We start from the raw sequence: 24,385 nt of genomic DNA, 5'->3' as shown, positions 1-24,385 counted from the left end.
GCACGCGCTGTTCATTGCTTTGAACCTGATTGACGAGGCAACACCTCATGAATTTCCGTATTTCCCGGCCATTGGGTCGGGTGGTGCTTGCGCTGGTGGCGCTGGCGCCTGCTGCCTTGCCGGCAGCATCGCTGAGCTTCCTTGAAGCCCAGCAAGCCGCGCTTGGCCAATCCCGCCAGCTGGTCGCCCAGGATGCCGCCATCGCCTCGGCGCGCGAGATGGCGGTGGCCGCAGGCGAACGCCCTGATCCCATGCTGAGCATCGGCATCGAGAACCTGCCGGTGAATGGCAGCGACCGCTTCAGCATGACCCGCGACTTCATGACCATGCGCAAGATCGGTCTGGCGCAGGAGTTCACCCGCAGCGACAAGCTGGATCTGCGCCGTGAGCGCCAGCAACGCGAAGCTGAGGTCGCCGATGCCGGCAAAGGCCTGGTGCGGAGCGAGATTCTGCGCAGTTCCGGCAAGGCCTGGCTGACCAGTTACTACCTGCAGGAGCGGCGTGCGCTGTTGCAGGAACAGCTGCAGCAGGCCCGACAACAGTTGGTCGCCAGCGAGGCGTCCTACCGTGGTGGTCGTGCCAGCCAAGCCGACACGATCAATACCCGTGGCGAGATCCTGCTACTTGAGGATCAGTTGCAGGATATGGATCGTCAGCTCAGCCAGGCGCGATCCGCACTGGCGCGATGGGTTGGCGATGACCAGAGCCGGCAGCCCCTGATCGGCAAGCCCGACTTTGATCGCACACACCTGGATGTCGGGGATCTGGAGAGCCATCTGGCGCGTCATCCGGACCTGATCATGCAAGAGCGCCGCATCGCCCTGGCGGATACCGATGCGCGTCTGGCCGATGCCAACAAGCAGGCCGACTGGACTGCTGAACTCAGCTACGCCCAGCGTGGTTCAGCCTTTTCCGACATGGTGTCGGTGGGGGTGTCGCTGCCCCTGCAATGGGATCAGGCACGACGCCAAAATCGTGAGCTGGCCGCACGTCAGGCGCAGGTCGAGCAAGCCCGAGCCGAGCGTGACGACATGCTGCGTGCCCATGTCGCGGAAGTACGCGCCCTTGTGGATGACTGGCAGTCCGGCCTGAACCGGCTGCAACGCTACCGTAAACAGATCCTGCCACTGAGCCAGTCACGCACCCAGGCTGCTCTGGCTTCCTGGCGCGGCGGTCGAGGCACGCTCAGTGAGGTCCTTGCGGCACGCCGTACTCTGCTGGATACCCAGCTACAAGCCTTGCAACTGGAGATGCAGACAGCCCTGACCTGGGCTGATCTCGAATTTCTGCTGCCTGATGAAAGCCGGAGCGCACCATGAAACGCAAAACACTGATGATTTCCGTGGCTGCTCTCACCTCGCTCGGGCTGGGTGGCTGGAGCCTCTACAGTCTGGGCATGCACCAAGGCATGGCCATGTCAGCGCCTATCAGCACCGAGACCGGCAAAGCCGAGCCCAAGGTGCTGTACTGGCATGACCCCATGGTGCCGGATCAGCGCTTCGACAAACCCGGCAGGTCGCCCTTCATGGACATGGATCTCGTGCCTGTCTATGCCGATGAATCTACTGGAGAGAATGCCGAAGAAGGCGGTGTCAGGATTGCTTCGCAGGTTCAACAGAATCTCGGTATCCGCACGGCGGAGGTCAGATCGGGACAGTTGTCGTCTGGTATGACAGCGGTTGGCAGCGTGACTTGGAACGAGCGCGCCGTTGCGATCATGCAAGCGCGGGCCTCGGGGTTTGTTGAGCGCCTGAGCGTGCGTGCACCCATGGACAAAGTGCAGCGCGGCCAAGTGCTGGCCGAGCTGTATGTTCCGGACTGGGTGGCGGCGCAGGAGGAGTTTCTGGCGGTGCGCGGCATGACCGGTGAAGGCAGTGCTGATCTACGTCAAGGTGCGCGCCAGCGTATGCGATTGGTGGGCATGAGCGAGGCACAGATTGCCTTGGTCGAGCGCAGTGGCAGAACACAGGCGCGACTGGCCATTGTCGCCCCGGTCAGCGGTGTGGTGGTGGAACTGGGCATACGCGAGGGTATGACAGTGACACCGGGCATGACCCTGTTCCGCATCAATGGCCTCGATAGTGTCTGGGTCAACGCCGAGGTGCCTGAGTCGATGGCTGCGCAGGTGCGTCCTGGTAGTCGGGTAGAGGCCAGTTCATCGACCTGGCCCGGCAAGGTCTTCACGGGCCGCGTCAGCGCGCTGCTGCCGGAGGTGGATGCGACCACACGCACCCTTAAGGCGCGCATCGAACTAGCGAATCCGAACGCCGAGCTGGTGCCGGGCATGTTCACTAACCTGCAACTGGCAGGCGCAGTGCGTGCTAATGCCTTGCTGGTGCCTGTCGAGGCAGTTATCCGCACCGGGCAGCGTAGTGTCGTGTTCACGGTTGATAAGGCTGGGAGCTTCCATCCAATAGATGTCACCACCGGTCTGGAGCGTGAGGGAGAGGTCGAGATACTCACCGGCCTAGAGAAGGGGCAGAAGGTCGTTGTATCAGGCCAGTTCTTGGTGGACTCCGAGGCCAGTCTAAAGGGTGTTAGCAGCCGTATGCAGGCTGAAGACATGCCAGCTGGCATGGACGGCAAGATGGACATGCGGGGGATGGGGCAATGATCGCGCAATGCATACGCTGGTCCATCGGAAATCGCTTTTTGGTGCTGCTGGCAACCTTGATGCTCACGGCTGCGGGGCTTTGGTCGGTTAATCGAACCCCGCTGGATGCCTTGCCCGACCTGTCGGATGTGCAGGTGATCGTACGCACGACATGGCCGGGGCAGGCACCACAGCTGATTGAAAACCAGATCACCTACCCACTGACTACCACCATGCTGTCGGTGCCGGGTGCGAAGACTGTGCGCGGCTATTCGTTCTTCGGGGACTCCTATGTCTATGTCCTGTTTGAGGACGGCACTGATCCGTACTGGGCGCGCTCGCGTGTGCTGGAGTACCTCAGCCAAGTGCAGTCACGCTTGCCCTCGCAAGCGCGAAGCGCGCTGGGGCCGGATGCCACAGGCGTGGGCTGGATCTACGAATATGCACTGGTAGACCGAACAGGGCATCTCGATTTGTCGCAGCTGCGCGCCTTGCAGGACTGGTTTCTCAAGTACGAATTGAAGACGGTGCCGGATGTGGCCGAAGTGGCCAGCATTGGCGGCATGGTCAGGCAATACCAGATCGTGCTCGATCCTGACCGGCTGCGCGCCTTCAATATCGCCCACACGCAGGTCATCGACGCCGTGCAGAAGGCCAATCAGGAGGCCGGCGGCTCGGTGCTGGAACTGGCCGAGGCCGAGTACATGGTGCGGGCCACCGGTTATCTGAAGACGCTGGATGATTTTCGCAGCATTCCGCTGATCACCACGCCGGCAGGTGTTTCCGTGCGTCTTGGCGATGTCGCACAGGTGCAGATCGGCCCCGAGATGCGCCGTGGTATCGCTGAGCTGGATGGTGAAGGTGAAACCGTGGGCGGCGTGATCATCATGCGTTCCGGACGCAATGCCTTGGCGACCATCGAGGCCGTCAAGACCAAGCTCCAGTCGCTTAAATCCAGTCTGCCCAAAGGGGTTGAGATCGTGCCTGTCTATGACCGCTCGCAGCTGATCGAGCGTGCCGTCAGCAACCTTGGCCACAAGCTGCTGGAGGAGTTCATCGTGGTGGCGCTGGTCTGCGCGGCCTTCCTGTTTCATCTGCGCTCGGCGCTGGTAGCGATCATTTCACTACCGCTGGGCATACTCGCGGCCTTCATCGTCATGCGCTACCAAGGCGTGAATGCCAACATCATGTCGCTGGGCGGCATCGCCATCGCTATCGGAGCCATGGTCGATGCTGCTGTGGTCATGATCGAAAATGCCCACAAGCATCTTGAAGCCTGGCGTCATGTTCATCCCGGTCGCGAGCCCGAGCCTGATGAGCACTGGCGGGTGATTGGCGAGTCAGCGGTCGAGGTCGGGCCGGCACTGTTCTTCTCGCTGCTCATCATCACTTTGTCATTCATTCCGGTGTTCACGCTGGAGGCGCAGGAGGGGCGGTTGTTTGCGCCTCTGGCCTTCACCAAAACCTATGCTATGGCGGCAGCCGCTGGTTTGGCGGTGACGCTGATTCCGGTACTGATGGGCTATCTGGTTCGCGGTCGCATCCCGGCCGAGCGCGACAACCCGATCAACCGAACCTTGATTCGCTGGTACGAGCCGTTACTGGCCATGGTCTTGCGCCGACCTGGGCGGGCCATGGCGATCACGGCGCTGGTGGTGGTCGCCAGCCTGTGGCCGTTGTCCCGGCTGGGTGGAGAGTTCATGCCGCCGCTGGATGAAGGCGACCTACTCTACATGCCCTCGGCGTTGCCCGGCCTGTCGGCCGGCAAGGCGGCACAGCTGCTGCAGCAGACCGACCGCCTGATCAAGACTGTGCCTGAGGTGGAAAGCGTCTTCGGCAAGGCCGGGCGGGCGGATACCGCGACCGACCCGGCCCCGCTGGAAATGTTCGAGACTACCATCCGCTTAAAGCCGCGCGAGCAATGGCGTGCCGGCATGACACCGGACAAGCTGGTGGCGGAGCTGGATCGCGTGGTGCGCGTGCCGGGGCTGTCGAATATCTGGGTGCCGCCGATCCGTAATCGCATCGACATGCTCGCCACGGGCATCAAAAGCCCGGTCGGCATCAAGGTCTCGGGTGCCAGTCTGGCCGAGATCGACCGCCTCACTGGGGAGATCGAGCGTGTGGTGAAGCAGGTACCGGGCGTCAGTTCAGCGCTGGCCGAGCGGTTGCGCGGTGGTCGCTACATTGATGTCGATATCAACCGCGACGCCGCTGCCCGCTACGGCCTCAATATCGCTGATGTGCAGGGCGTGGTGTCGGCAGCCATCGGTGGCGACAACATCGGCGAGACCGTCGAGGGTTTGCAGCGCTTCCCGATTAATGTCCGCTACCCGCGTGAGATCCGCGACTCGCTGGATGGTCTGCGCAATCTGCCGGTGGTCACGGAACGCGGTGCGCAGATCCGCCTCGGCGATGTCGCCACGTTGTCCATCGCCAATGGTCCGCCCATGCTGCGCAGCGAGAATGCCCGGCTCTCCGGCTGGGTCTATGTCGATATTCGCGGGCGTGACCTCCGCTCTGCCGTGCAGGACATGCAGCGGACGGTGACCGAGCAGGTGAAGCTGCCGCCGGCCTATGCGGTTTCCTGGTCTGGTCAGTTCGAGTTTCTCGAACGCGCGACAGCTCGCCTCAAGGTCGTGGTGCCCGGCACGCTGATGATCATCTTCGTCTTGCTCTACCTAACCTTCCGTCGTGTCGATGAGGCAATGCTCATTATGGCGACCTTGCCCTTTGCCTTGGCCGGTGGGATCTGGCTATTGTGGCTGCTCGGGCACAACCTATCGGTGGCCAGCGGGGTGGGCTTCATCGCCCTGTCCGGGGTCGCCGCCGAGTTCGGCGTGATCATGCTGTTGTACCTGAAGCAGGCCTGGCAGCGGCGCGTCGATCTGGGTCAGACCAGCAACGCCGATCTGCTCGATGCTATCCGCGAGGGCGCTGTGCTGCGCGTGCGTCCGAAGGCCATGACCGTGGCCGTCATCGTCGCCGGCCTGCTGCCCATCATGTGGGGCAGCGGCACTGGCTCGGAGGTCATGCAGCGTATCGCCGCGCCCATGGTCGGCGGCATGCTGACGGCCCCCGTGCTGTCGATGCTGATCGTGCCCTGTGCTTTCTACTTCATGCGGCGCAAGGAGACGCGTGACCAGTTCTTTGATGCAAACACCAACCCGAGAGGATGAAAACATGTCGAGACTGAGGACGATGACCCCGATTGCCAGTGTCTTGGTGCTGTCTGTCGCGACGGTAGCCTGTGCTGAAACAACCAAGGCACCTGCCAAAGCGGCTGAGCAGCCCGCCAAGCCAGTCATGCCGATGGAGGGTAAATGTGGTGGCAACATGAAAATGGACCCTACTAACACAGAGACCAGTAAGTCCGGAGAAGCATCCAGCAAGGCCATGGAAGGCAAGTGTGGTGGGATGAAGTAAGCGAAGCAACTACGACCTGTCACCTATCCGTGGCAGGTCGTTGCATAGCGTTGCTATGAGAAAACGCCGTGCTCAATACGCCCCAGGATATCCAGAAGCTCCGCCGGCCCACCCGGCTCCGTCAGGACATCCACAGGGCGTCTGTTGTCGAGCACTGGCAGACGAGCCTCCAACCAGGCTTGAGCATGCTCAAGACTGCCGAATACTTCGGTTGCTCTTTGCAGAATTTCCGGCGCTACGACCATCATGATCGGCCTCTGATGCAGGCAATGTAGCCTGCAAGCGCTGCTCGATCCGTCGTTGGGTTATCCACGGTTGGGTTCTACCCCGATTTCACGCACATCCGCTTTTAAGCTTTTCTAGCCGAGCATCAAGTCGCTCCAGCCCCGCCATGAAAGCAGCCGCGGAGATCCGATCGACACGCTGCAATCGAGCCACCATGCGCGCATGCGTCTTCCGGTGCATCCCCTTTGGCCTCGGTATGTAGGCAGCGGGCATGTCGTAAGACCCCCAATCACAGCCCATCCGACGACGCAGCTTCCATGATTGGCTATTCGCCCGCCAAGTCGCAGACTCTCGTTGGCTGTCATACAGCAGACCAGTGCAGTGCCGGCACACAAAGACTCCGCCACGCAGATACAGCACCGCTACCCGGCGCCTGCAATCACGAGCAGGGCAGATAGCCCATACGCGGCTGCCCCCATAGTTGCACGGTGTCCTACTCAGCTGGATGACGTAGTCCAGGGCGCGCCCGTTATGGGCGTACTGCAGGCGCATGTGTGTCTCAGCTGCCATAATGCAAATCCTCGCGAAGCTTCCCCAGTTTACGGATGATGAGCGCCCATGCTTAAGCACGCCCTGCCTTACGAGCCTCCGTACATCCAGCCTCAGAATGTCATCAAGCGTCACAACTTTCGCACCTTAATCATTAGGGAAATTCAGACCTCGGAGTTGCTTGCAAACAAGCTCACGCCCTAGCCCTTGGTAAACTAATAAGGAGCCCAGAAGTTGGTCCAAGCTGAGGGGAGCAATGGCACCAGAAATAGGTACCAAACTAGTCTTTAAGCCATCGCTACATATCCTCATGGCCCCAAAATCGGGGGCGACTCCTCATAAATCTGAACCGAGCCTTTTATCTGTTGGCCAAGAAATCCTTGGCGCCCCCCGGGTCGGACTAACCTCGAGCTCTTTTCCGGCACAGTCGTCTATGGGCTTCCAGGTCAGCGCATAAAGCGCACACCTACCACCAGGGTTTGTGAACCGCCCCTCTCGTGTGCGCACAATGAGTCCACCACGGATTAGCTCATCAATCGCGTTGGTTAGCGTGTCTTTGCCTTTGATTCCCCAATCGCGCGCCATCGTCATCGTTGCTGAAAGGTCACCATTGTTTCTACCCCTGTAGGCATAGGCCATCCACAGAAGTACACGCACTGCATTTGGCCCTAGAGCGCGGAAGTCAGCGCTTCGCATTACTTGGCGTGGGATAGCCGCAAAAGACTCGCTAGAGCCCTTACCAGTCGCTTTCGCGCGCGCGCATCGACGTGCCATGCTCACCTCTGCAGCGAGTTGGCATAGCGCTCGATCAAGGCACGCACATCTTCTACGCGCCAAGCAGAGCAGCGCGCAGAGAGCTTGACCGGCTGTGGGTAGCGGCCATCCTTGATACCTGCCCAGAATGCTGAGCGGCTTACGGGAAAGAGAGCCAAGACCTCTGGCAAGCGAAGGAAGCCCGTGTCAGGCAGTGATTTCGTGAATCCCATGATGTCCTCGTAGACTTTGTTGGTACAAAGACAAGGCTAGGGATGTGAGCGCGCACCATCGGATTCGTGCGTCGAGAAATTCTTTTTAATATGTCTATTGATGGTCGATGTCGACACAGCGAAGTGTCTTGCCAGTGCTTTGATGATTGCGCCACGTTCTTCTCTGTGCAGTGGCTGCTTGAAAAAGCCAAGCTTCTTGAGCTTTTCCTCAAAATTACTCTTATTAATTTCGATTTTGCTAAGTCGAGGCTTGGGACGACTGCCATTCAACCCTTGAGCGAACTTGTAGACATCCCTTGCAACATAGTCGGCATATCCGCCAGCGTAATAGGCATGGAGCTTTCTGAAGGCATCATCAAGTTGGCGGATCTGGTCATACCACGCTGTCGGTATCGTTTCTTGGGGCGCTTTCAGCCTTTCCTGCACGTCAGTTTGTATGTCGATACCATAAGTCACGATGACACTTGCACGATTCCTTTGGTAGCGCCCTAGGAGCTCAAAGCATGTTTCATGGTCAAGCCCGTCAACCTCACGCAATGCCGCTAGAACTTCGTCGACAAGTACCTTAGGGAATCGTCTCTGGGCTAGATCTGTCATGCTGGTCAGGCTCGCTGATTTATGGGAATGATCTCAGCACCCCGCCGCAGAGCATCAAGGTAGTCCGCCCACGACTGCATCATCCGGGTGCGTTCCTTGAGGTACTTGGCAAAGTTGTACTTGCCCCGCGTCGAGTGATCACCGTGTGCGAGCTGCACTTCAATCCAGTCAGTATCCCACCCCTGCTCATGCAGCAGCGTGGACGCCATGTGGCGAAAGCCATGTGCCGTCAGCTCTTCTTTCGGAATGCCCATCGTACGCATCGCAACCAAAAGGGCGTTGTCGCTCATCGGTCGTCCACCTGCACGGGCCGAGGGGAAAACGTATGGCTGCAAGTCAAGGCGTCGACCCGTCAGCTGCTTGAGCTCACGCAAAAGCTCGACTGCCTGCGTTGGTAACGGGACGATATGCGGCTGCCGCATCTTCATTTTTTCGGCGGGGATGCGCCAAGTTGCGGCATCAAGATCCACCTCGCTCCATTCAGCCTGACGGAGGTTGCCTGGTCTCACAAAGAGCATTGGAGCAAGCTTCAGTGCAGCACAAACGACTGGTGATCCTTGATAGGAATCAAACATCCGCAGCACCTCACCGATCCGTCGTGGCTCAGAGATGTTCGCAAATGATTGGTGCCTGACTGGGGGCAGAGCGCCTTTGAGGTCTGCTGCGGGATCGCGCTCTGCACGGCCTGTGGCGATGGCATACCGAAAAACCTGGCCCAAGCACTGCCTGGCGCGCTTCGCTGTCTCAGCAGCGCCGCGCGCCACGATGCGCCTCAAAACAATCAATAGCTCAGGCGCAGTAACCTCTGAGACTGGACGACGGCCAATATAGGGAAAAATGTCTCGGTCAAAGCAACTTTGAATCTTGACCGCATAGCTTGGTGACCACTTCACCTGCTGCACATTCATCCACTCTAGGGCGACCCCCTCGAAAGAGTTGGCTGCAGCCTCTTTACTTACAGCACGGCTATTCTGGCGGTGTACGCTCGGATCTACGCCTTCAAACAAGATCTTCTTGGCACTATCGCGCGCCTCACGGGCATCTTTTAAGGTGACCAGTGGGTAGACACCCAGGGCAAGCGTCTTTTGCTTGCCAAGGTAGCGATAGTTGAGTCGCCAGTACTTCTGACCAGCTGGCTTGATGAGTAGGTGCAGCCCCCCGCCATCAGACAATTTGATGTCCTTGCCCTCCAAGGAGGGCCTAGCATTACGTACTGCGGAGTCTGTGAGCGGCATTTGTTGGTACCAGTCGAAGCTGCAGGAGCAGATACCAACATAAGTACCATCAATAATCTGGGACGTCCATGCACCAACTTGGACGCCAAAAGACAACAAAAAAACCGCAAAGACTCTACCTAAGCGGGCTTTAAGATAATACCGGACTTACCCGGACACTGAGTTGGTGGACCGAAAGGGGATCGAACCCTCGACCTCCGCATTGCGAACGCGGCGCTCTCCCAGCTGAGCTATCGGCCCTGATTCAGCAGAGCGCCAAGTTTGCCAAAGGCTTTTTCTGCCGGCAATGCCCCCGGAGTTGCCCCCAAAATCGCATCTGCCCCCCCCTCAGGCCTTCTGCCGCTCAACCGCGCTGGCACCCGCCTCCGTCCTGCCCGCCTTCACCGCCTCGGCCTGGCGCAGCCGGTCGGGCGCCAGCTCCTCGATCGCGTAGCGGTTGTCCGGATAGGTGCGGTTGATGACGCTGTCCTGGGTCTGCGGGTAGGCCGTGATGACCACGTGCCGCTGCAGGCGGCCGAGCAGCCTAAGGCTGCCGCGCACCAGCGCCCCCAGCCAGCGCGGCGACGGCGTGGCGCCGACCGCACGCAGGAACTGCGGGTCTTCCTGCAGGGCGTAGACCACCGGAGACACCAGCGGACGCAGCGGCGCCGGGAACCAGTTCTCGAGGATGGTGACGGTGGCCTCGGCGACGCGGCGCGAGGCCTCGCAGGGCACGAAATGCACGCGCTTGTACTGGTCGACGAACTGGTCGAAGGCGGCCTTGCTGGCGGGGATGTCGCGCAGCCCCATCTTGCCGCCGATGGTGTGCCAGAAGGTGAACCAGGCGAGCTGCTCGTGACGGGTGAAGGGACGGCGTCCGAAATTGTCCATCCACCAGATCGGGAAGTCGATGAAGGTCCAGAGCACGAACAGGAAGTCGTCGTTGGGAATGCGGAAGTGGGCGTGGCTGGCGTTCATGCGCGCGATGGCGCGGCGGCCGACATCGCCATCCCAGCCGGTGTCCATGAAGTGGGCGATCAGCAACCGGGTGTCGTCGTAGCGTTTCTGGCCGTGGTTGCGGAACTCGCCGGTCCTGTCGAGCAGCGCCGACACGGTGTCGCTGCCGTAGGTGTAGAACAGCGCGACTTCCAGCGCCCGGGTGATGTCGAAGGGAAACTCGTAGGCGGTGAGCAGGTGCACGATGCGCTGGCAGTCACGCTCGGCGTCCAGCGCGGCGATCTCGGCGGCGACGGCGGGGTTGGGGCGGAAGCCCCAGGTCTTGGCATGGACAGGCAGCATGATGAATCCAACCGTTGTCTGTATTTTCAGTCGATCATGCGCGACTGATCGGTCACAGACAAGTACTGCTCGCGCTCATTGGCAGGACGTGCGAATCGTGTTGCATCGCCTGCGCTGGCCATCACGCTGGGGAAAGTCCCGACGCGAGTCAAAATGGAAGCTCAGGCGCTCACGGAAGCGCGCATCGTCGAGCAGGCGCGCGTCGGCATCATCATGACCGCGCTCGCCGGGTCGCTTCAGCCAGCGATCGAGCCAGGCCAGGGTGTAGTGCTCGGCCAGCGGCCTGCCCCAGCCGCCCCGGCAGCGTCCGTCACGCACTTCCGGACACCACGAGCTGGCCGGAAAGCCGGGAATCAGCGACCACTCGTAATGACTGCTGCCGCGCAGCGTGAGGTCGATGACCGGCATGCCGGCCTCCTGCCAGGCCAGGAAGGGACCGAGCCGGGCGGCACGATCCGGCACCTCGGTAAACGGCAGCGGAACCAGTCCGTACTCGCCGTTCTGCCCCATCAATGGCACGCGAATGCCGAAGGCGGGGTACGCGGTGGTCTGGCGTGCGTCAGCGGCCAGTGACGGCAGGTTGCCGTTGGCACCACCGGCGGCACGGCCATCCGGTGCCAGCGGACCGTCCCAGGCCACCACCACGTCGACCGGGTTGGCGCTGTCGATCAGGCCGGGCCACGGGTCCGCCCCGGGCGCGCCGTAGCCCTGCACGATGCTGACCCCGGTGGCGCCCAGCGAGTGTCCGACCAGTCCGAGGCGGTCACGGTCCTGCACGGCATGCTGCGGGTTGAAGGCGGTGACCGGTGTCGGGTAGGTGCCGGCGCAGCTCAGGTTGTGCGGGTAGGGCTGCACCGGCGTGGAGCGGAAGAAGTCGATGGCGTCGACCAGTCCCTCCCAGAACACGGCCGGGTTGGCGTTGCTGCCTTGTCCGCCAGCCGGCGTCTGCTGGTCGGAGCGGCCCTGCCCGCGCGGATCGAACGTCAGCACGACATAGCCGGCACGCACCGCGGCCTGTGCCATCCACCAGTACAGCGGCTCGGGGGCCTGCACCGAGCCGTTCTGGATGACCACCGCAGGCAGCGTCCCGCGCGCATTCAGCGGCCGCCAGACGCGGCCGGACAGACGTGCGCACTCGCGGTCGTAGAAGACCACCGGCGTGACCTCGGCCTCGTCGCGGTAGAACGGGTCAACTTCGGGATAGCGGAAGGGATCACCGACGCAGGGCAGTGCCCACGAGGTGCAAAGCGGCGTCAGCGGGGTGTTGGCGGACACGCCAGCGGTCGAGAACGGCAGGTAGCTGGGATCGTTGCGCAGGCGCTCGGCCAGCGACAGGCTGTTGGAGAGACTCTGGGCGGTCAGCCGCTGAAGAAACAGCGGATTGCTCAGCTGCTCGCGCGGCGCCTCGCTGACCTTGGCGAAGTTGGCCTGCTCGCAGGCAATGAACCCGGGCGTGCCAGCCGCATGACTGCCGCAGCCCTCCGCGTCCGGCGCGATGGCCGATGCCACCGGCGCCAGCGGATCCGCCGGGCCTGCCGGCGTGAGCTCGACGGCAGCGACTGGTGAGGAGGTGGCGGAAGAGGTATCGGTATCGTTCTCGCTGCCACAGGCGGTCAGCAAGGAGATTGCCAGCAGCAGGGGCAGGCGCGCGACGGGGCATGACATGGCGACGGACTCGCTCTTTTTTCAGTCACCCTACTGTGTTGATGATGACCGGACAAGCGGTCACGCGCTGATCAGTCCGCCGCTTCACGTGATGCGGGTGGCGGCACGCGGGTCATGGCAGACAGCACGGCCAGCGCGAGCTGGCGGTGATGCGGGTCGAGGCGGTGGAAGTGCTGACGCAGCTGCAGGGACTCGTCACTGTAGGCGTCGGTGACCTCGCGCAGCTGCTGCGACGCACGGGTGCCGGCGAGATGTTCCGCCTCCAGGAACAACGTGCTGACAGGCAGCTCAAGCGCCTCCGCGAGGCGATAGAGCGTGTCCAGCGACGGTGTCAGCTTGCCGCGTTCGATGCGTGACAGGGTGCTCGCCGAGACGCTGGCGTCGAATGCCAGTGCCTCGAGCTTGAGACCTCGCTCGATGCGCCGGCTCTTGATGACGGTTCCGATATCCATGGCGTCATTGTCAAAAGTCCATGCCGCCACACGCAAAGCGCTGAGCGACATGACACGACGACAATTTTGCCTTTAACGCAAAAACCGGCCACAGGAGCCGGTTTTTGCAGGGTCATGAGAGAACGCGGGTCAGCTGGCCGGCGTGATCTGCACCAGCAGCTGACGCAGGGCAACCTGGGCGCCCGCTCCGGCCGTGACCACCTCGACGGTGCCGTCGACCGGGGCCTGAAGACGGAACTCCATCTTCATGGCCTCGACGATCATCAGCAGATCGCCCTTGGCAACCACCTGGCCGGGCGCGACCGCGACCGTGACCACCTTGCCGTCAATGGGCGCCAGCAGACGCCCGTCACTGCCGGCCTCGGCGGCCTGCGCAGGGGCGTAGGTGACGTCCTCGTAGACCGCCGTCACGGCGGTGTCAGCGAGCCAGAGCCGGGCGCCGTCACGGGCAAAGCGCGCGTGCCGGCGCTGGCCGGCGTGCAGGTAGTCAACCCGCGTGCCCTGCAGCGCGAGGATCTGCAGCGCCTCGGCCGGCGCCGCGTCATCGTCGATGGCGACGCGGTAGCTGCCGCTCGCGACAGTCTCGACATCCAGCACCACCTCGCTGTCACCACAGCGCAGACGCAGCAGGGCCGGCGTGGCATTGGCACTGTGCCAGCCGAGCAGACCGGCATCCAGTGCGTGACTGGCAGCCAGCGCATGGGCATCGAGATGTACGAACAGGGCGGCGGCCAGCGCGCGGTGTGCTGCCGAGGACTGCGCCAGCGCACTGATGCGCTCGGCCGGGAACTGCTCGGCGATGAAGCCGGTGGTCACGCCCGGGCCCTGGAACTCGGGGTGGGCGAGCAGCTGCAGCAGGAAGTCGCGGTTGCTGGCGAGACCGAGGAAGGCGGTGTCGGCGAGCATGGCCATGAGCTTCTGGATGGCCTGCAGACGGGTCTCGCCCCAGGCCATGAGCTTGCCCTGCAGGGAGTCGTAATACGGCGAGATGACACCGCCGGGAATCACGCAGTGATCGGCGCGCAGGCCGGGGCCGCTTGGCACGTCCCAGGCCAGCACGCGGCCGGTCTGCGGCAGGAAGCCGCGCGCCGGATCCTCGGCACACAGACGTACCTCGATGGCATGGCCGTGACGGCGGGCGTCGATGGCCTGCTGGTCCAGCGGCAGCGGATCGCCCTGGGCGACCGTGAGCTGCCAGGCCACCAGGTCGAGATCATGAATGAGCTCGGTGACCGGGTGCTCGACCTGCAGACGGGTGTTCATCTCGAGGAAGTAGAAAGCGCCATCGGCGGCGAGCATGAACTCGACCGTGCCGGCACCGACGTAGTTCACCGCCCGCGCCGCCGCCACCGCTGCAGCGCCCATGCGCGCGCGCAGCGCGGGATCGACCGCCGGCGACGGCGCCTCCTCGATGACCTTCTGGTTGCGCCGTTGCACCGAGCAATCACGCTCGCCCAGGTGCACCACGTTGCCGTGACGGTCGCCGAAGATCTGGATCTCGACGTGACGCGCCTTCAGCACCGCCTTCTCGATCAGCAGCTGGCCGTCGCCAAAGGCGTTCTGCGCCTCGCTGCGCGCCGACTGGATGGCGGCCTTGAGCTCGGACTCGGCATGCACTAGGCGCATGCCGCGACCGCCGCCACCGGAGGCGGCCTTTACCATCACCGGCAGACCGACCTTGATCGCTTCCGCGACCAGCAGATCGTCGTCCTGGCCGGCACCCTGGTAACCCGGCACGCAGGGCACGCCGGCGGCGATCATGCGTTCCTTAGAGGCACTCTTGTTGCCCATGGCCTCGATGGCGAAGGGATCGGGACCGATGAACACCAGACCGGCATCCTGCACCGCCTGCGCGAAGGCCTCGCGTTCGGACAGGAAGCCGTAGCCGGGGTGCACGGCGCCTGCCCCGCTCTGCTGCGCGGCGGCGATGAGCGTGTCGATGCAGAGGTAGGATTCGCCGACCGGGCCCGGGCCGATGCAGACGGCGGTGTCCGCTTCACGCACGTGCAGGGCATCGCGATCCGCCTCGGAATACACGGCCACGGTGCGGTAGCCGGCGGCACGGCAGCCACGGATGATGCGGGCGGCAATCTCGCCCCGGTTGGCAATGAGAACAGTGTCGAAACGGCTCATGCGTTCGGCTCCGGATCGGACAGGGTGGAAAACAGGCGGGCAATGTCGCTTGCCGCAACCGGGCGAGCCCACTGCGGGGCACGCTTCTGCATGAAGGCGGCAATGCCCTCCGGCGCCTCGGCGCCGCGTGCACAGGCGGCGAAATGGCCGGCGGCCTCGTCAAGCACGGCATCCGGATCAACCTGGCCGACGCGCAAGATGATCTGCTTGCTGCGGGCATTGGCCGATGGCGCGCAGCGCAGCACCTGACTGAGCGCCAGGGCCAGACGCTCGGCCAGCTCGGCCTCGTCGGCAAAGACCTCGTGCACCAGGCCCAGGCGCAGGGCCTCGGCACCGTCGAACTGGGCACTGGTGAGCACCAGGCGACGCGCCTGGGTGAGGCCGATGCGCTGCACCACGAAGGGCGCGATCTGCGCCGGCGGCAAGCCGCGCGAGGTCTCCGGCATGCCGAACTTCGTCGCCGCATGGGCGAAGGCGATGTCGGACACGCAGGCCAGACCGAAGCCGCCGCCGAGCACGCCGCCTTCGCAGACCGTGATCAGCACCTGCGGAATGGCCTCGGCGGCACGCAGCAGCTCGCCGAAGCCGCGATTCATCGCGGCAATCGGGTCGGCCGCGCCGGGCGCCGGGGTACCGGCGGCATCGGCGAAGACGCCCTTGAGGTCGGCGCCGGCACAGAAATGGCCACCACGGCTGCGCATCAGCACCACGCGCACGTCATCGCGCGCGGGCAGCTCGCGGAACAGCGTCATCAGCGCCGCCACCATGTCGGGGCCTAGGGCGTTGCGCGCCTCGGGACGATTCAGGGTGACGGTGAGCACGCCGGTATCGGCGTCGAGACGGGTCAGGACAGAGGTCGTCATGTCATCCTCCTCAGAACCGGGCCACGCCGAAGCTGTTCGGACGCACGACGCGACGCTGCGCTTCGCGGCACACGCCCAGGGTCAGCGCCAGTACCCGGCGAGTATCGCGCGGGTCGATCAGACCGTCATCGAAAAGCCGTGAAGAAGCCGCGAACGGATGCGAATCTTCATCGAACTTGTTGATGATCTGCATTTCCAGCATCTGCAGGATGGCTTCGTCCTGCTCGCCGATGTCCTTGCCCGCCTTGATCCACTTCTCACGCGTGATGATGGACATGACCTTGGCGGCCTGCTCGCCACCCATGACCGCGGTGCGGCTGTTCGGCCAGGCGAAGATGAAGTGCGGCCCGAAGCCGCGCCCGCACATGCCGTAGTTGCCGGCACCGAAGCTGCCGCCCATGACGATGGTGATCTGCGGCACGGTGGCATTGGCCACGGCCTGAATCATCTTGGAGCCGTGCTTGACGATGCCGCCCTGCTCCGACGCCGAGCCGACCATGTAGCCGGTGGTGTTCATCAGGTAGACGATGGGGATGTTGGCCTGGCAGCAGAGCTGGATGAACTGGCCGGCCTTGGTGGCGCCGGCGGTGGTGATGGGGCCGTTGTTGGAGATGATGCCGACGGCATGACCGTCGATCACGGCACGACCGCAGACGGTCTGGCGGTCGTACTCGACCTTGAACTCGAGAAACTCGGAGCCGTCGACCAGGCGCGCGATGACCTCGCGCGGATCGTAGGGCTTGCGGTAGTCGGCGGAGACCACGCCGCAGATCTCCTCGATGTCGTAGTGCGGCGCCCGCACCGGCAGACGCGGCACCTCGGGGCGGTCGGCATTCCAGTGCAGACCGCGCACGACGTCGCGCGCGATGCGGATGGCATCGGCATCGTTCTCGGCCAGGAACTCGGCGGTGCCGGCCTGCTGGCAGTGCATCTCGGCGCCGCCCAGGTCCTCGTCAACGGCGATCTCGCCGGTGGCCGCCTTGAGCAGCGGCGGCCCGGCGAGGAAGACCTTGGCGTTCTTGCGCACCATGATGACGTAGTCGGACAGGCCCGGCATGTAGGCGCCACCGGCGGTCGACGAACCGTGCACGATGGTGACCTGGGGAATGCCGGCCGCCGACAGGCGCGCCTGGTTGGCGAAGGTGCGGCCACCGGGAATGAAGAGTTCGGCCTGATACATCAGGTTGGCACCGCCGGACTCGATCAGCGACACCACCGGCAGCTTCTGCTGCAGCGCGATCTCCTGAAGGCGCAACGTCTTCTGCACACCCCAGGGCGTCATGGTGCCGCCCTTGATGGCCGAGTTGCTGGCCACGATCAGGCAGCGCACGCCCTCGACATAGCCGATGCCGGCGATCATGTTGCCGCCGGCCAGGGAGCCGTCCTTGTCATCGTGCTGCTTGTAGCCGCACAGGGTGGACAGCTCGAGAAAGGGCGAGCCGCGATCGAGCAGCAGGTGCACGCGCTCGCGCGGCAGCATCTGGCCGCGCTTGTGGTACTTGGCGCGCGCCTTCTCTTCGGTGGCGCGCACGCTGGCCTCGACCTCGCGCAGCGCCGCCACGGCGGCAAGCATGCCCTCGCGGTTGCTGCGGAAGGTGTCGTCCTGGGTGTTGACTCGGGATTCCAGAATCGTCATGTCATCAGACTCGTGTCAGTCAGCGGATCAGGCACCGCGCACGGGCGCGGGCGTGTCGGGTAGTGCCGCCGCGACCGCGGCCGGCACCGGAATGGCCACATCAAGCAGCATCTGCGCAAAGCACTTGGCCTGCGGGTCGGTGCGCAGCGAGGCGATGCCGCCACCACCCAGCGCATGACGCAGCAGGAAGTTGAAGCTGTGGCTGCCGGGCAGCTCCCAGCGACTCACCGAACCGTTGGCGGCGATCAGGTGGGCGAAGTACGCCGCCACGCGCTGCTCGGTCAGCGCCGCGCGCAGGTAGGGCAGGTAGGCCGGATCGCGCGCCATGACGCCGATGTTGCCGTGGTCGCCCTTGTCGCCGCTGCGCGCGATGGCGAGACGATGCAGCGGCACCTCGACGGCGTCGGCACCAGGCATCCAGGTTTCTCCGGTCCCCTGCGGCATCAGCGCGGCGGCATCGAAGGGCTCGCCCTCGATCACCGCGACCGGCGTGCGCACGCCCTCGAAATCGACGGTGATGGCGACATCGCGCTTGGGGATCAGGCAGGACCACAGCTGCACCACGGGCTGCACGCTGGGACGTCCGCCGAAGTAGCCGGACAGGCCCGGCGCCATGCCGGTCGCGGCCTGAGCCAGCTCCTTGGAGAACAGCACCAGCGCGGCCTTCTCGCGGTGCTTGGCGGCGATCTTCACCACCACCTCGCGGGTCGCCAGCGCGCCGGCGGCGGCCTGCGGGCCGTACATGGCCTCGGTGCCGAGCAGCTCGACGGAGGTCTCGCTGAACGGCCCCCAGCCCTTGGCGGCAAACAGCGTCTCGCACTTGCGGATCAGCGCCTGCGCCACGCGCGCGGCCTTGGGGCCGGCCTCGCGGCCGCCCATCAGGAAGGTCGCGGTGATGCGGTTGCCGCGCGGCGTGGTGCCGGAGACCTTGTAGCGATCCGGCGGGGTGAAGCCGCGGGCACCCTCGACCAGCACCTGGTCCGCAGCGATCTGCTTCAGAGTGACGGCAGTGAAGTCGCAGCGCACGTCCGGCAGCAGGTAGGCACGCGGATCACCGATCTCGTAGAGCATCTGCTCGCCGACCGTGCCCACCGTCACCGCGCCGCCAGTGCCCTCGGGCTTGCCGACCAGGAAGCTGCCATCTTCGCGCACGTCCACGAAGGGAAAACCCATGGTCTCGTAGCCGTCAGCCACCGTGCGCCAGTCGGTGAAGTTGCCACCGGTGCACTGCGCGCCGCACTCGATGATGTGGCCCGCCAGCGAGCCTTGGGCAAGCTTGTCGTAGTCGGTGGCCGACCAGCCGAATTCGTGCATGAGCGGGCCCAGTGTCACGGCACTGTCAACGCCGCGCCCGGTCAGCACCACCTCGGCGCCCTGACGCAGCGCCTCGGCAACGCCCGGCGCACCCAGGTAGGCGTTCATGCTCACCAGCATGCCCGGAAACGCCGAGCCGCTCTCCATCTCGGTGACACCGGCCTCGCGGAACTCGCCCTGGCGCGCGGTCAGGTCATCGCCCTCGACCACGGCGATGCGCAGCGACACGCCGGCCGCAGCAGCGGCCGCCGCCAAGGCATCACGACAGGCCGCCAGATTCATGCCGCCGGCATTGCTGATGACCTTGATGCCCTGTGCCTTGACCTGGGTCAGCAGCGGCGTCATGACATCGACGAAGTCGCGCGCGTAGCCCTGGGTCGGGTCCTTCATGCGCTGCACGGCGAGAATGGACATGGTGACTTCGGCCAGGTAGTCGAACACCAGATAGTCCAGCTTGCCGTGCGCGACGAGCTGCTCGGCGGCGGTGCTGGTGTCGCCCCAGAACGCCGAGGCACAACCGATGCGGATGGATTTCATGCGTTTTCCCCGGGTTACATGGTTTCGCCGAACAGCTCGCGGCCGATCAGCATGCGGCGGATTTCGGACGTGCCGGCACCGATCTCGAAGAGCTTGGCGTCGCGCCAGTAGCGGCCGACCTTGTTCTCGTTCATGTAGCCGTTGCCGCCCAGACACTGGATGGCCTCACCCGCCATCCAGGTGGCGCGCTCGGCGGTGTAGAGAATGACGCCGGCGGCATCCTTGCGCGTGGTCTCGCCACGGTCGCAGGCACGTGCCACGTTGTACAGGTAGGCACGGCTGGTGCTGAGCGCGACGTACATGTCGGCAAGCTTGCCCTGCATGAGCTGGAACTCGCCGATGGCCTGGCCGAACTGCTTGCGCTCGTGGATGTAGGGCAGCACGACATCCAGGCAGCCGGCCATGACCCCGACCGGGCCGCCGGACAGCACCACGCGCTCGAAGTCGAGGCCGGACATGAGCACGTTGACGCCGCGCCCGACGGCGCCCAGCACGTTCTCCACCGGCACCTCGCAGTCCTGGAACACCAGCTCGCAGGTGTTGGAGCCGCGCATGCCCAGCTTGTCCAGCTTCTGCGCGGTGCTGAAGCCCTTCATGCCCTTCTCGATGATGAAGGCGGTGATGCCGCGCGAACCGGCGCTGGTGTCGGTCTTGGCATAGACCACCAGCACGTCGGCATCCGGTCCGTTGGTGATCCACATCTTGTTGCCGTTGAGGATGTAGCGGTCGCCCTTGAGGTCGGCGCGCAGCTTCATGCTGACCACGTCGGAACCGGCATTGGGCTCGGACATGGCCAGCGCCCCCACATGCTCGCCACTGATCAGCCGGGGCAGGTACTTGCGCTTCTGCGCCTCGCTGCCGTTCTTGCGGATCTGGTTCACGCACAGGTTGGAATGCGCGCCGTAGGAGAGCCCGATGGACGCCGAGGCGCGCGAGATCTCCTCCACCACCACGGTATGCGCGAGATAGCCGAGGCCGGCGCCGCCGTACTCCTCCTCCACGGTGATGCCGAGCAGGCCCATGTCGCCGAGGCGGCGCCACAGCAGCATGGGGAACGCATTGCTGCGGTCGGTCTCGTCGGCAATCGGCGCGATCTCGGCGAGCACGAACTGGCGCACGCTGTCGCGCAGGGCATCGATGGTTTCACCGAGGTCATGATTGAGGGAGGGATAATGCATGGCGGCCACTCTTTTCGTTGCAGGTCCGGCAGGGCCGGACATGGGGGGTGTTTTGCGCCCCGAGTGTGGTCGTGCCCGCGCGCCGGGACAATGAGAAAACCGGCAATTAAATAGACAAAAACGGACACGACATGCTGCCATGAGGCCATAATTCGGCTTCAATCTGTCATTAAGCAGATATTAAAGGACAGGGCATGAACCCGCTGCACCACACCGTGTCGCCCCATGTCGGTCGCGCCATGCTGGCACGTGCCGATCTGCTGGGACTGGACCGGGAACGCCTGCTGGCGCAGGCCGGCATCAGCCCGGAGCTGCTGGCCAGCGAGACGCGCCTGCTGCCGGTGCAGTTCGCCAACCTGATGCGCGCCATGTGGGAGCAGACCGGCGACGAATACATGGGCTTCTGCCGCCAGCGCAGTCGCGTCGGCACCTTTCCCCTGATGATGCACGCCATTCTGGATGCCGGCACCCTGGGCGAGGCGCTGCGCCATGGTGCGCACTTCTACCGCGTGCTCAGCGACGACATCGCCCTGCACCTGCTGCGCCATGACGACGGCAGCGCCGAGCTGACGCTGACCCTGCAGGCGCCGGAGCTGGACCCGGATCATGTGCTCAGCGAAACCATCCTGCTGTGCTGGTACCGGCTGGCATGCTGGCTGATCAATCGCCGCATCCGCCTGCTGGCCGCCACCTTCGCCTACTCCGCGCCCGCCCATGTCGCGGAATACCAGCAGCTGTTTCCCTGCACCCAGCTCTTCGACCACGACCATACCGCCATGCGCTTCGAGGCCAGCTGGCTGGATCTGCCGGTGACGCGCACGCGCCAGGAGCTCAAGGAACTGATTCGCGAACTGCCGCTGGGCTTCTTCGTGAAACCGGTGTTCCAGGGCAGCTGGGGGCATCGCGTGCGCAGTGCCCTGATGCAGCACGGACTGCCCGCTCCCGATCTCGACACGGTGGCAGCCGGCCTGTTCATGACCGGACGCACGCTGCGACGCAAGCTCGATGCCGAAGGCACCAGCTTTCAGGTGATCAAGGATGACTGGCGCCGCGATCAGGCCATGCTGGCCTTGCGCCAGACCGGGCTGTCGATTCAGGAAGTGGCGTTGCGGGTGGGCTTTCGTGAGGCCACGGTGTTCATCAAGGCATTCCGGCAGTGGACCGGCATGACGCCGGGCGAGTATCGCACCCGCCTGGCGTCACGCCGCCGCCCATGAGCCTCAGCCGCGCGCGAAACGCGCGATGTCGGCAATGGCGGCATCCGCCTCGGGCAGCATGGAGCCCAGCATCTGGAAGTCATGCCACATGCCTTCCCAGACGTTCAGCTGCAGATCCCAGCCGGCTTCCGCGGCACGCTCGGCGAGGCGCTCGGAGTCACTGAGCAGGATCTCCTCCGACCCCACCTGAACCAGCGTAGGCGGCAGGCCGCGCAGGTCGGCGAACAGCGGCGACACCAGTGGATGACGGGTATCGGTGGCGCCACCGGTATACAGTGGCGTCTTTCCGGTGATCCACTTCCAGGTCAGCATGGGGTCGGCGCTGTCCTTGCTGCGCAGCGTCTCGCCGCTCAGGGTCAGGTCGGTCCACGGCGAGATCAGCACCAGCTTGCCGGGCAGGGCCACCTGCTGGTCACGCAGCGCCAGCGTCATCGCCAGCGCCAGGCCGCCACCGGCGGAGTCGCCCATCACGGTGACGTTGGCCGGGTTGATGCCCTTGGCCAGCATGCCCTTGTAGGCCGCCACCACATCATTGAGACCGGCCGGAAAGACATGCTCGGGCGCCAGCCGGTAATGCGGCACGTAGGTGGTGGCGTTGAGCGCCAGCGACAGGCGCGAGGTCAGCGGACGGTGCGTGCGCGGCGAGCACACCACGTAGCCGCCGCCGTGCACGAAGAACACGATGCGGTCGCCGGCACCGGACTTGGGCAGGATGAGCTCGGTGCGGATGCCGCCGAGCTGGGTCTCGGACACCTTGGCGGCGCGCGGAACCCAGCCGTTGTGGAGCAGGGCGCCGGTGATGCGACGGGTCATGCCGATCGGCACCTTGCTGGCCCAGAGCGGCCGGATGGTGCTGCGCAGCACCAGCGGAATGACCGTGCGCGCCACCGTGCTCTGCAGGCGCTTGGAACCCTCGAGCTGGGGCGTGATGACCTGTCGGTTGTCGACTGACTCGCTCATGCGCGACTCCTGTCCCGGCACCCTGACTCAGGATGCCTGTTGATAATCGTTCCAGTCCGGGCGCTGGGTACGGAGACGGTAGGTCACCGTGAAGCCCGGCCAGTTGGCCACGTTGCGGCCGGCCTCGTTGACGTACCAGCTGGTGCAGCCGCCCTGCCAGACCGACTGCTTGAGCTGCTTCTGAAGATCGGCATTGAAGCGCTGTTCGGCGCCCTGCTTGACGTTCAGGTAGCGCAGCTTGTCCGCAAGCAGACGGCTGACGCACTGGCGAATGTAGCCCATCTGGGCTTCCAGCATCAGGATGATGGAGCTGTGACCCAGATTGGTGTTGGGGCCGTAGAGCATGAACAGGTTCGGGAAACCCGACACCGTGATGCCGAGGTAGGCCTCGGCGCCCTGCTTCCAGCGCTCCTGCAGGCTGACGCCGTTGAGACCGGTGATCTGCAGCGGGTTCAGGAACTCGGTGGCCTTGAAGCCGGTGCCGTAGATGATGACATCGACCTCGTGGTGACGACCGTCCGGACCGATCACGCCGGTGGCATCCACTGCCTGCACGGCTCCGCTGACCACCGACACGTGCGGCTGCGCCAGCGCCGGATAATAGTTGTTGGAGAGCAGGATGCGCTTGCATCCCATCGGATAGTCCGGGGTCAGCGTCTTGCGCAGCACCGGATCCTTGATCTGGCGACGCAGGTTGAACTTGAACTGCAGCTCCATGACCTTCATCAGCTTGTTTAGCGAGGTGAAGGCCAGTGCGCGCGACTCGTGCACCAGGAACTGCACGGCGCGACTGCCGCTTTGCAGCAGCGCGGCCTGGGCGAAGGCCAGCTTCTCCAGCGCATGGTAGGCACGGTCACCCTTGGGAATGACGTAGGGCGCGGAGCGCTGGAACAGCACCAGGCTCTTCACCTTGGGCACGATCTCGGGCACGAACTGGATGGCGCTGGCACCGGTGCCGACCACGGCCACGCGCTTGCCGGTGAGGTCGATGTCATGACGCCAGGTCGCGGAGTGGAAGACCTCGCCCTTGAAACGCTCCATGCCCGGCACACGCGGCATGGCCGGCTGGCTGAGCTGACCCATGGCGGTGATCAGGGCACGGCTGCGGAATTCCGTGCCATCGGTCAGGAACACCGTCCACAGACCGGTTGCGGCGTCGAAGGCGGCGCTGGCGACCTCGCTGTGGAAGCGGGTCTTCGCGGTGACCCCGAAACGCTGCGCGCAGTCGCGCACATAGCGGTGGATTTCCGGCTGGGCGGCAAACTTGCGTGACCACGCCGGATTCTGCGCGAAGGAATAGGAATAGAGGTGGGACGGCACGTCGCAGGCGGCCCCCGGGTAGACGTTGTCGCGCCAGACGCCACCGACATCGCCGGCACGCTCCAGCACCAGATAGTTGTCAATGCCGGCTTCCTGCAGCTGCACGGCCATGCCGACACCCGCAAATCCGGTACCAATGATGAGTGCATCCAGCACAGCCTGGGATGTCATGGCACGCCACCTCTGTTCGTCTGATGAATGACCGGCGCACAGGGTACCGC

Annotated in this window: 19 protein-coding genes and 1 tRNA gene; 5 read left to right on the top strand and 15 right to left on the bottom strand. The window is 64.2% G+C overall.

Going from position 1 to position 24,385, the window contains the following annotated elements:
- The first annotated feature begins 47 nt into the window (after positions 1–47).
- Genes F595_RS0102845 through F595_RS0102830 form a run of 4 tightly spaced genes read left to right on the top strand, consistent with a single transcriptional unit; the run spans position 48 to position 6,019 of the window.
- Positions 48–1,319 (top strand): TolC family protein, encoded by a 1,272-nt coding sequence (locus F595_RS0102845; protein ID WP_026913164.1) that lies wholly within the window; start codon positions 48–50, stop codon positions 1,317–1,319.
- Entirely contained in the window at positions 1,316–2,614 is a 1,299-nt protein-coding gene (locus F595_RS12435; protein ID WP_022955359.1) for an efflux RND transporter periplasmic adaptor subunit, read from the top strand. Before F595_RS0102845 ends, F595_RS12435 begins: the two co-directional genes overlap by 4 nt.
- A complete protein-coding gene (locus F595_RS0102835; RefSeq protein ID WP_022955358.1) occupies positions 2,611–5,772 on the top strand; it encodes an efflux RND transporter permease subunit in 3,162 nt (1,053 codons plus the stop codon). The genes F595_RS12435 and F595_RS0102835 overlap by 4 nt, the downstream gene beginning before the upstream one ends.
- Before the next feature lie 22 nt (positions 5,773–5,794).
- On the top strand, positions 5,795–6,019 hold the full coding sequence (locus F595_RS0102830) for a hypothetical protein (RefSeq protein ID WP_156873774.1): 225 nt from the start codon (positions 5,795–5,797) through the stop codon (positions 6,017–6,019).
- A 53-nt stretch (positions 6,020–6,072) separates the two neighbouring features.
- Here the strand turns inward: F595_RS0102830 and F595_RS14965 are convergent, their stop codons facing one another.
- The 13 genes from F595_RS14965 to F595_RS0102760 form a co-directional block, all read right to left on the bottom strand.
- Positions 6,073–6,264 (bottom strand): antitoxin Xre/MbcA/ParS toxin-binding domain-containing protein, encoded by a 192-nt coding sequence (locus F595_RS14965; RefSeq protein WP_407635946.1) that lies wholly within the window; start codon positions 6,262–6,264, stop codon positions 6,073–6,075.
- Positions 6,265–7,569: 1,305 nt separating this feature from the next.
- On the bottom strand, positions 7,570–7,779 hold the full coding sequence (locus F595_RS14960; protein ID WP_026913163.1) for a helix-turn-helix transcriptional regulator: 210 nt from the start codon (positions 7,777–7,779) through the stop codon (positions 7,570–7,572).
- 36 nt (positions 7,780–7,815) lie between these two features.
- A complete protein-coding gene (locus F595_RS14595) occupies positions 7,816–8,376 on the bottom strand; it encodes a hypothetical protein (RefSeq protein ID WP_156873773.1) in 561 nt (186 codons plus the stop codon).
- A 5-nt stretch (positions 8,377–8,381) separates the two neighbouring features.
- Complete coding sequence (locus tag F595_RS0102805; RefSeq protein ID WP_211213127.1) at positions 8,382–9,707, bottom strand: tyrosine-type recombinase/integrase; 1,326 nt, start codon at positions 9,705–9,707, stop codon at positions 8,382–8,384.
- A 68-nt stretch (positions 9,708–9,775) separates the two neighbouring features.
- Positions 9,776–9,851, bottom strand: a tRNA-Ala gene (locus F595_RS0102800).
- 87 nt (positions 9,852–9,938) lie between these two features.
- Positions 9,939–10,889 carry an oxygenase MpaB family protein gene (locus F595_RS12430; protein ID WP_022955352.1) on the bottom strand — a complete coding sequence of 317 codons (951 nt, stop codon included), beginning with the start codon at positions 10,887–10,889 and terminating at the stop codon, positions 9,939–9,941.
- Between the two features lie 75 nt (positions 10,890–10,964).
- Positions 10,965–12,554, bottom strand: a complete 1,590-nt coding sequence (locus F595_RS0102790; protein WP_022955351.1) for an alpha/beta hydrolase family protein — start codon at positions 12,552–12,554, stop codon at positions 10,965–10,967.
- Between the two features lie 71 nt (positions 12,555–12,625).
- On the bottom strand, positions 12,626–13,006 hold the full coding sequence (locus F595_RS14090) for a helix-turn-helix domain-containing protein (RefSeq protein ID WP_022955350.1): 381 nt from the start codon (positions 13,004–13,006) through the stop codon (positions 12,626–12,628).
- Between the two features lie 129 nt (positions 13,007–13,135).
- Positions 13,136–15,139 (bottom strand): ATP-binding protein, encoded by a 2,004-nt coding sequence (locus F595_RS0102780; protein ID WP_026913162.1) that lies wholly within the window; start codon positions 15,137–15,139, stop codon positions 13,136–13,138.
- The gene (locus tag F595_RS12420) at positions 15,136–16,002 is read right to left on the bottom strand and encodes an enoyl-CoA hydratase/isomerase family protein (RefSeq protein WP_022955348.1); all 867 of its coding nucleotides are present in this window, start codon (positions 16,000–16,002) and stop codon (positions 15,136–15,138) included. The genes F595_RS0102780 and F595_RS12420 overlap by 4 nt, the downstream gene beginning before the upstream one ends.
- A gap of 10 nt (positions 16,003–16,012) precedes the next feature.
- Positions 16,013–17,638 (bottom strand): acyl-CoA carboxylase subunit beta, encoded by a 1,626-nt coding sequence (locus tag F595_RS0102770; protein WP_022955347.1) that lies wholly within the window; start codon positions 17,636–17,638, stop codon positions 16,013–16,015.
- 27 nt (positions 17,639–17,665) lie between these two features.
- A complete protein-coding gene (locus F595_RS0102765) occupies positions 17,666–19,489 on the bottom strand; it encodes an acyclic terpene utilization AtuA family protein (RefSeq protein WP_022955346.1) in 1,824 nt (607 codons plus the stop codon).
- A 14-nt stretch (positions 19,490–19,503) separates the two neighbouring features.
- Positions 19,504–20,667: an isovaleryl-CoA dehydrogenase gene (locus F595_RS0102760; RefSeq protein ID WP_022955345.1), complete on the bottom strand. Its 1,164-nt coding sequence runs from the start codon at positions 20,665–20,667 to the stop codon at positions 19,504–19,506.
- Positions 20,668–20,861: 194 nt separating this feature from the next.
- Between F595_RS0102760 and F595_RS0102755 the strand changes: the two genes are divergently transcribed.
- Entirely contained in the window at positions 20,862–21,884 is a 1,023-nt protein-coding gene (locus F595_RS0102755) for an AraC family transcriptional regulator (RefSeq protein WP_022955344.1), read from the top strand.
- A 3-nt stretch (positions 21,885–21,887) separates the two neighbouring features.
- On the opposite strand, the gene F595_RS0102750 is transcribed toward F595_RS0102755, so the two are convergent.
- Positions 21,888–22,844, bottom strand: coding sequence for an alpha/beta hydrolase (locus F595_RS0102750; RefSeq protein ID WP_022955343.1), 957 nt, complete (start codon positions 22,842–22,844; stop codon positions 21,888–21,890).
- 27 nt (positions 22,845–22,871) lie between these two features.
- Positions 22,872–24,335 carry a flavin-containing monooxygenase gene (locus F595_RS0102745; RefSeq protein ID WP_022955342.1) on the bottom strand — a complete coding sequence of 488 codons (1,464 nt, stop codon included), beginning with the start codon at positions 24,333–24,335 and terminating at the stop codon, positions 22,872–22,874.
- Between the last annotated feature and the right edge of the window lie 50 nt (positions 24,336–24,385).

The organism is Perlucidibaca piscinae DSM 21586 (assembly GCF_000420045.1).
Lineage (GTDB): Bacteria > Pseudomonadota > Gammaproteobacteria > Pseudomonadales > Moraxellaceae > Perlucidibaca > Perlucidibaca piscinae.
Note: the sequence above shows the minus strand (reverse complement) of the source record. Positions and strands in the feature narration are given on the sequence as shown.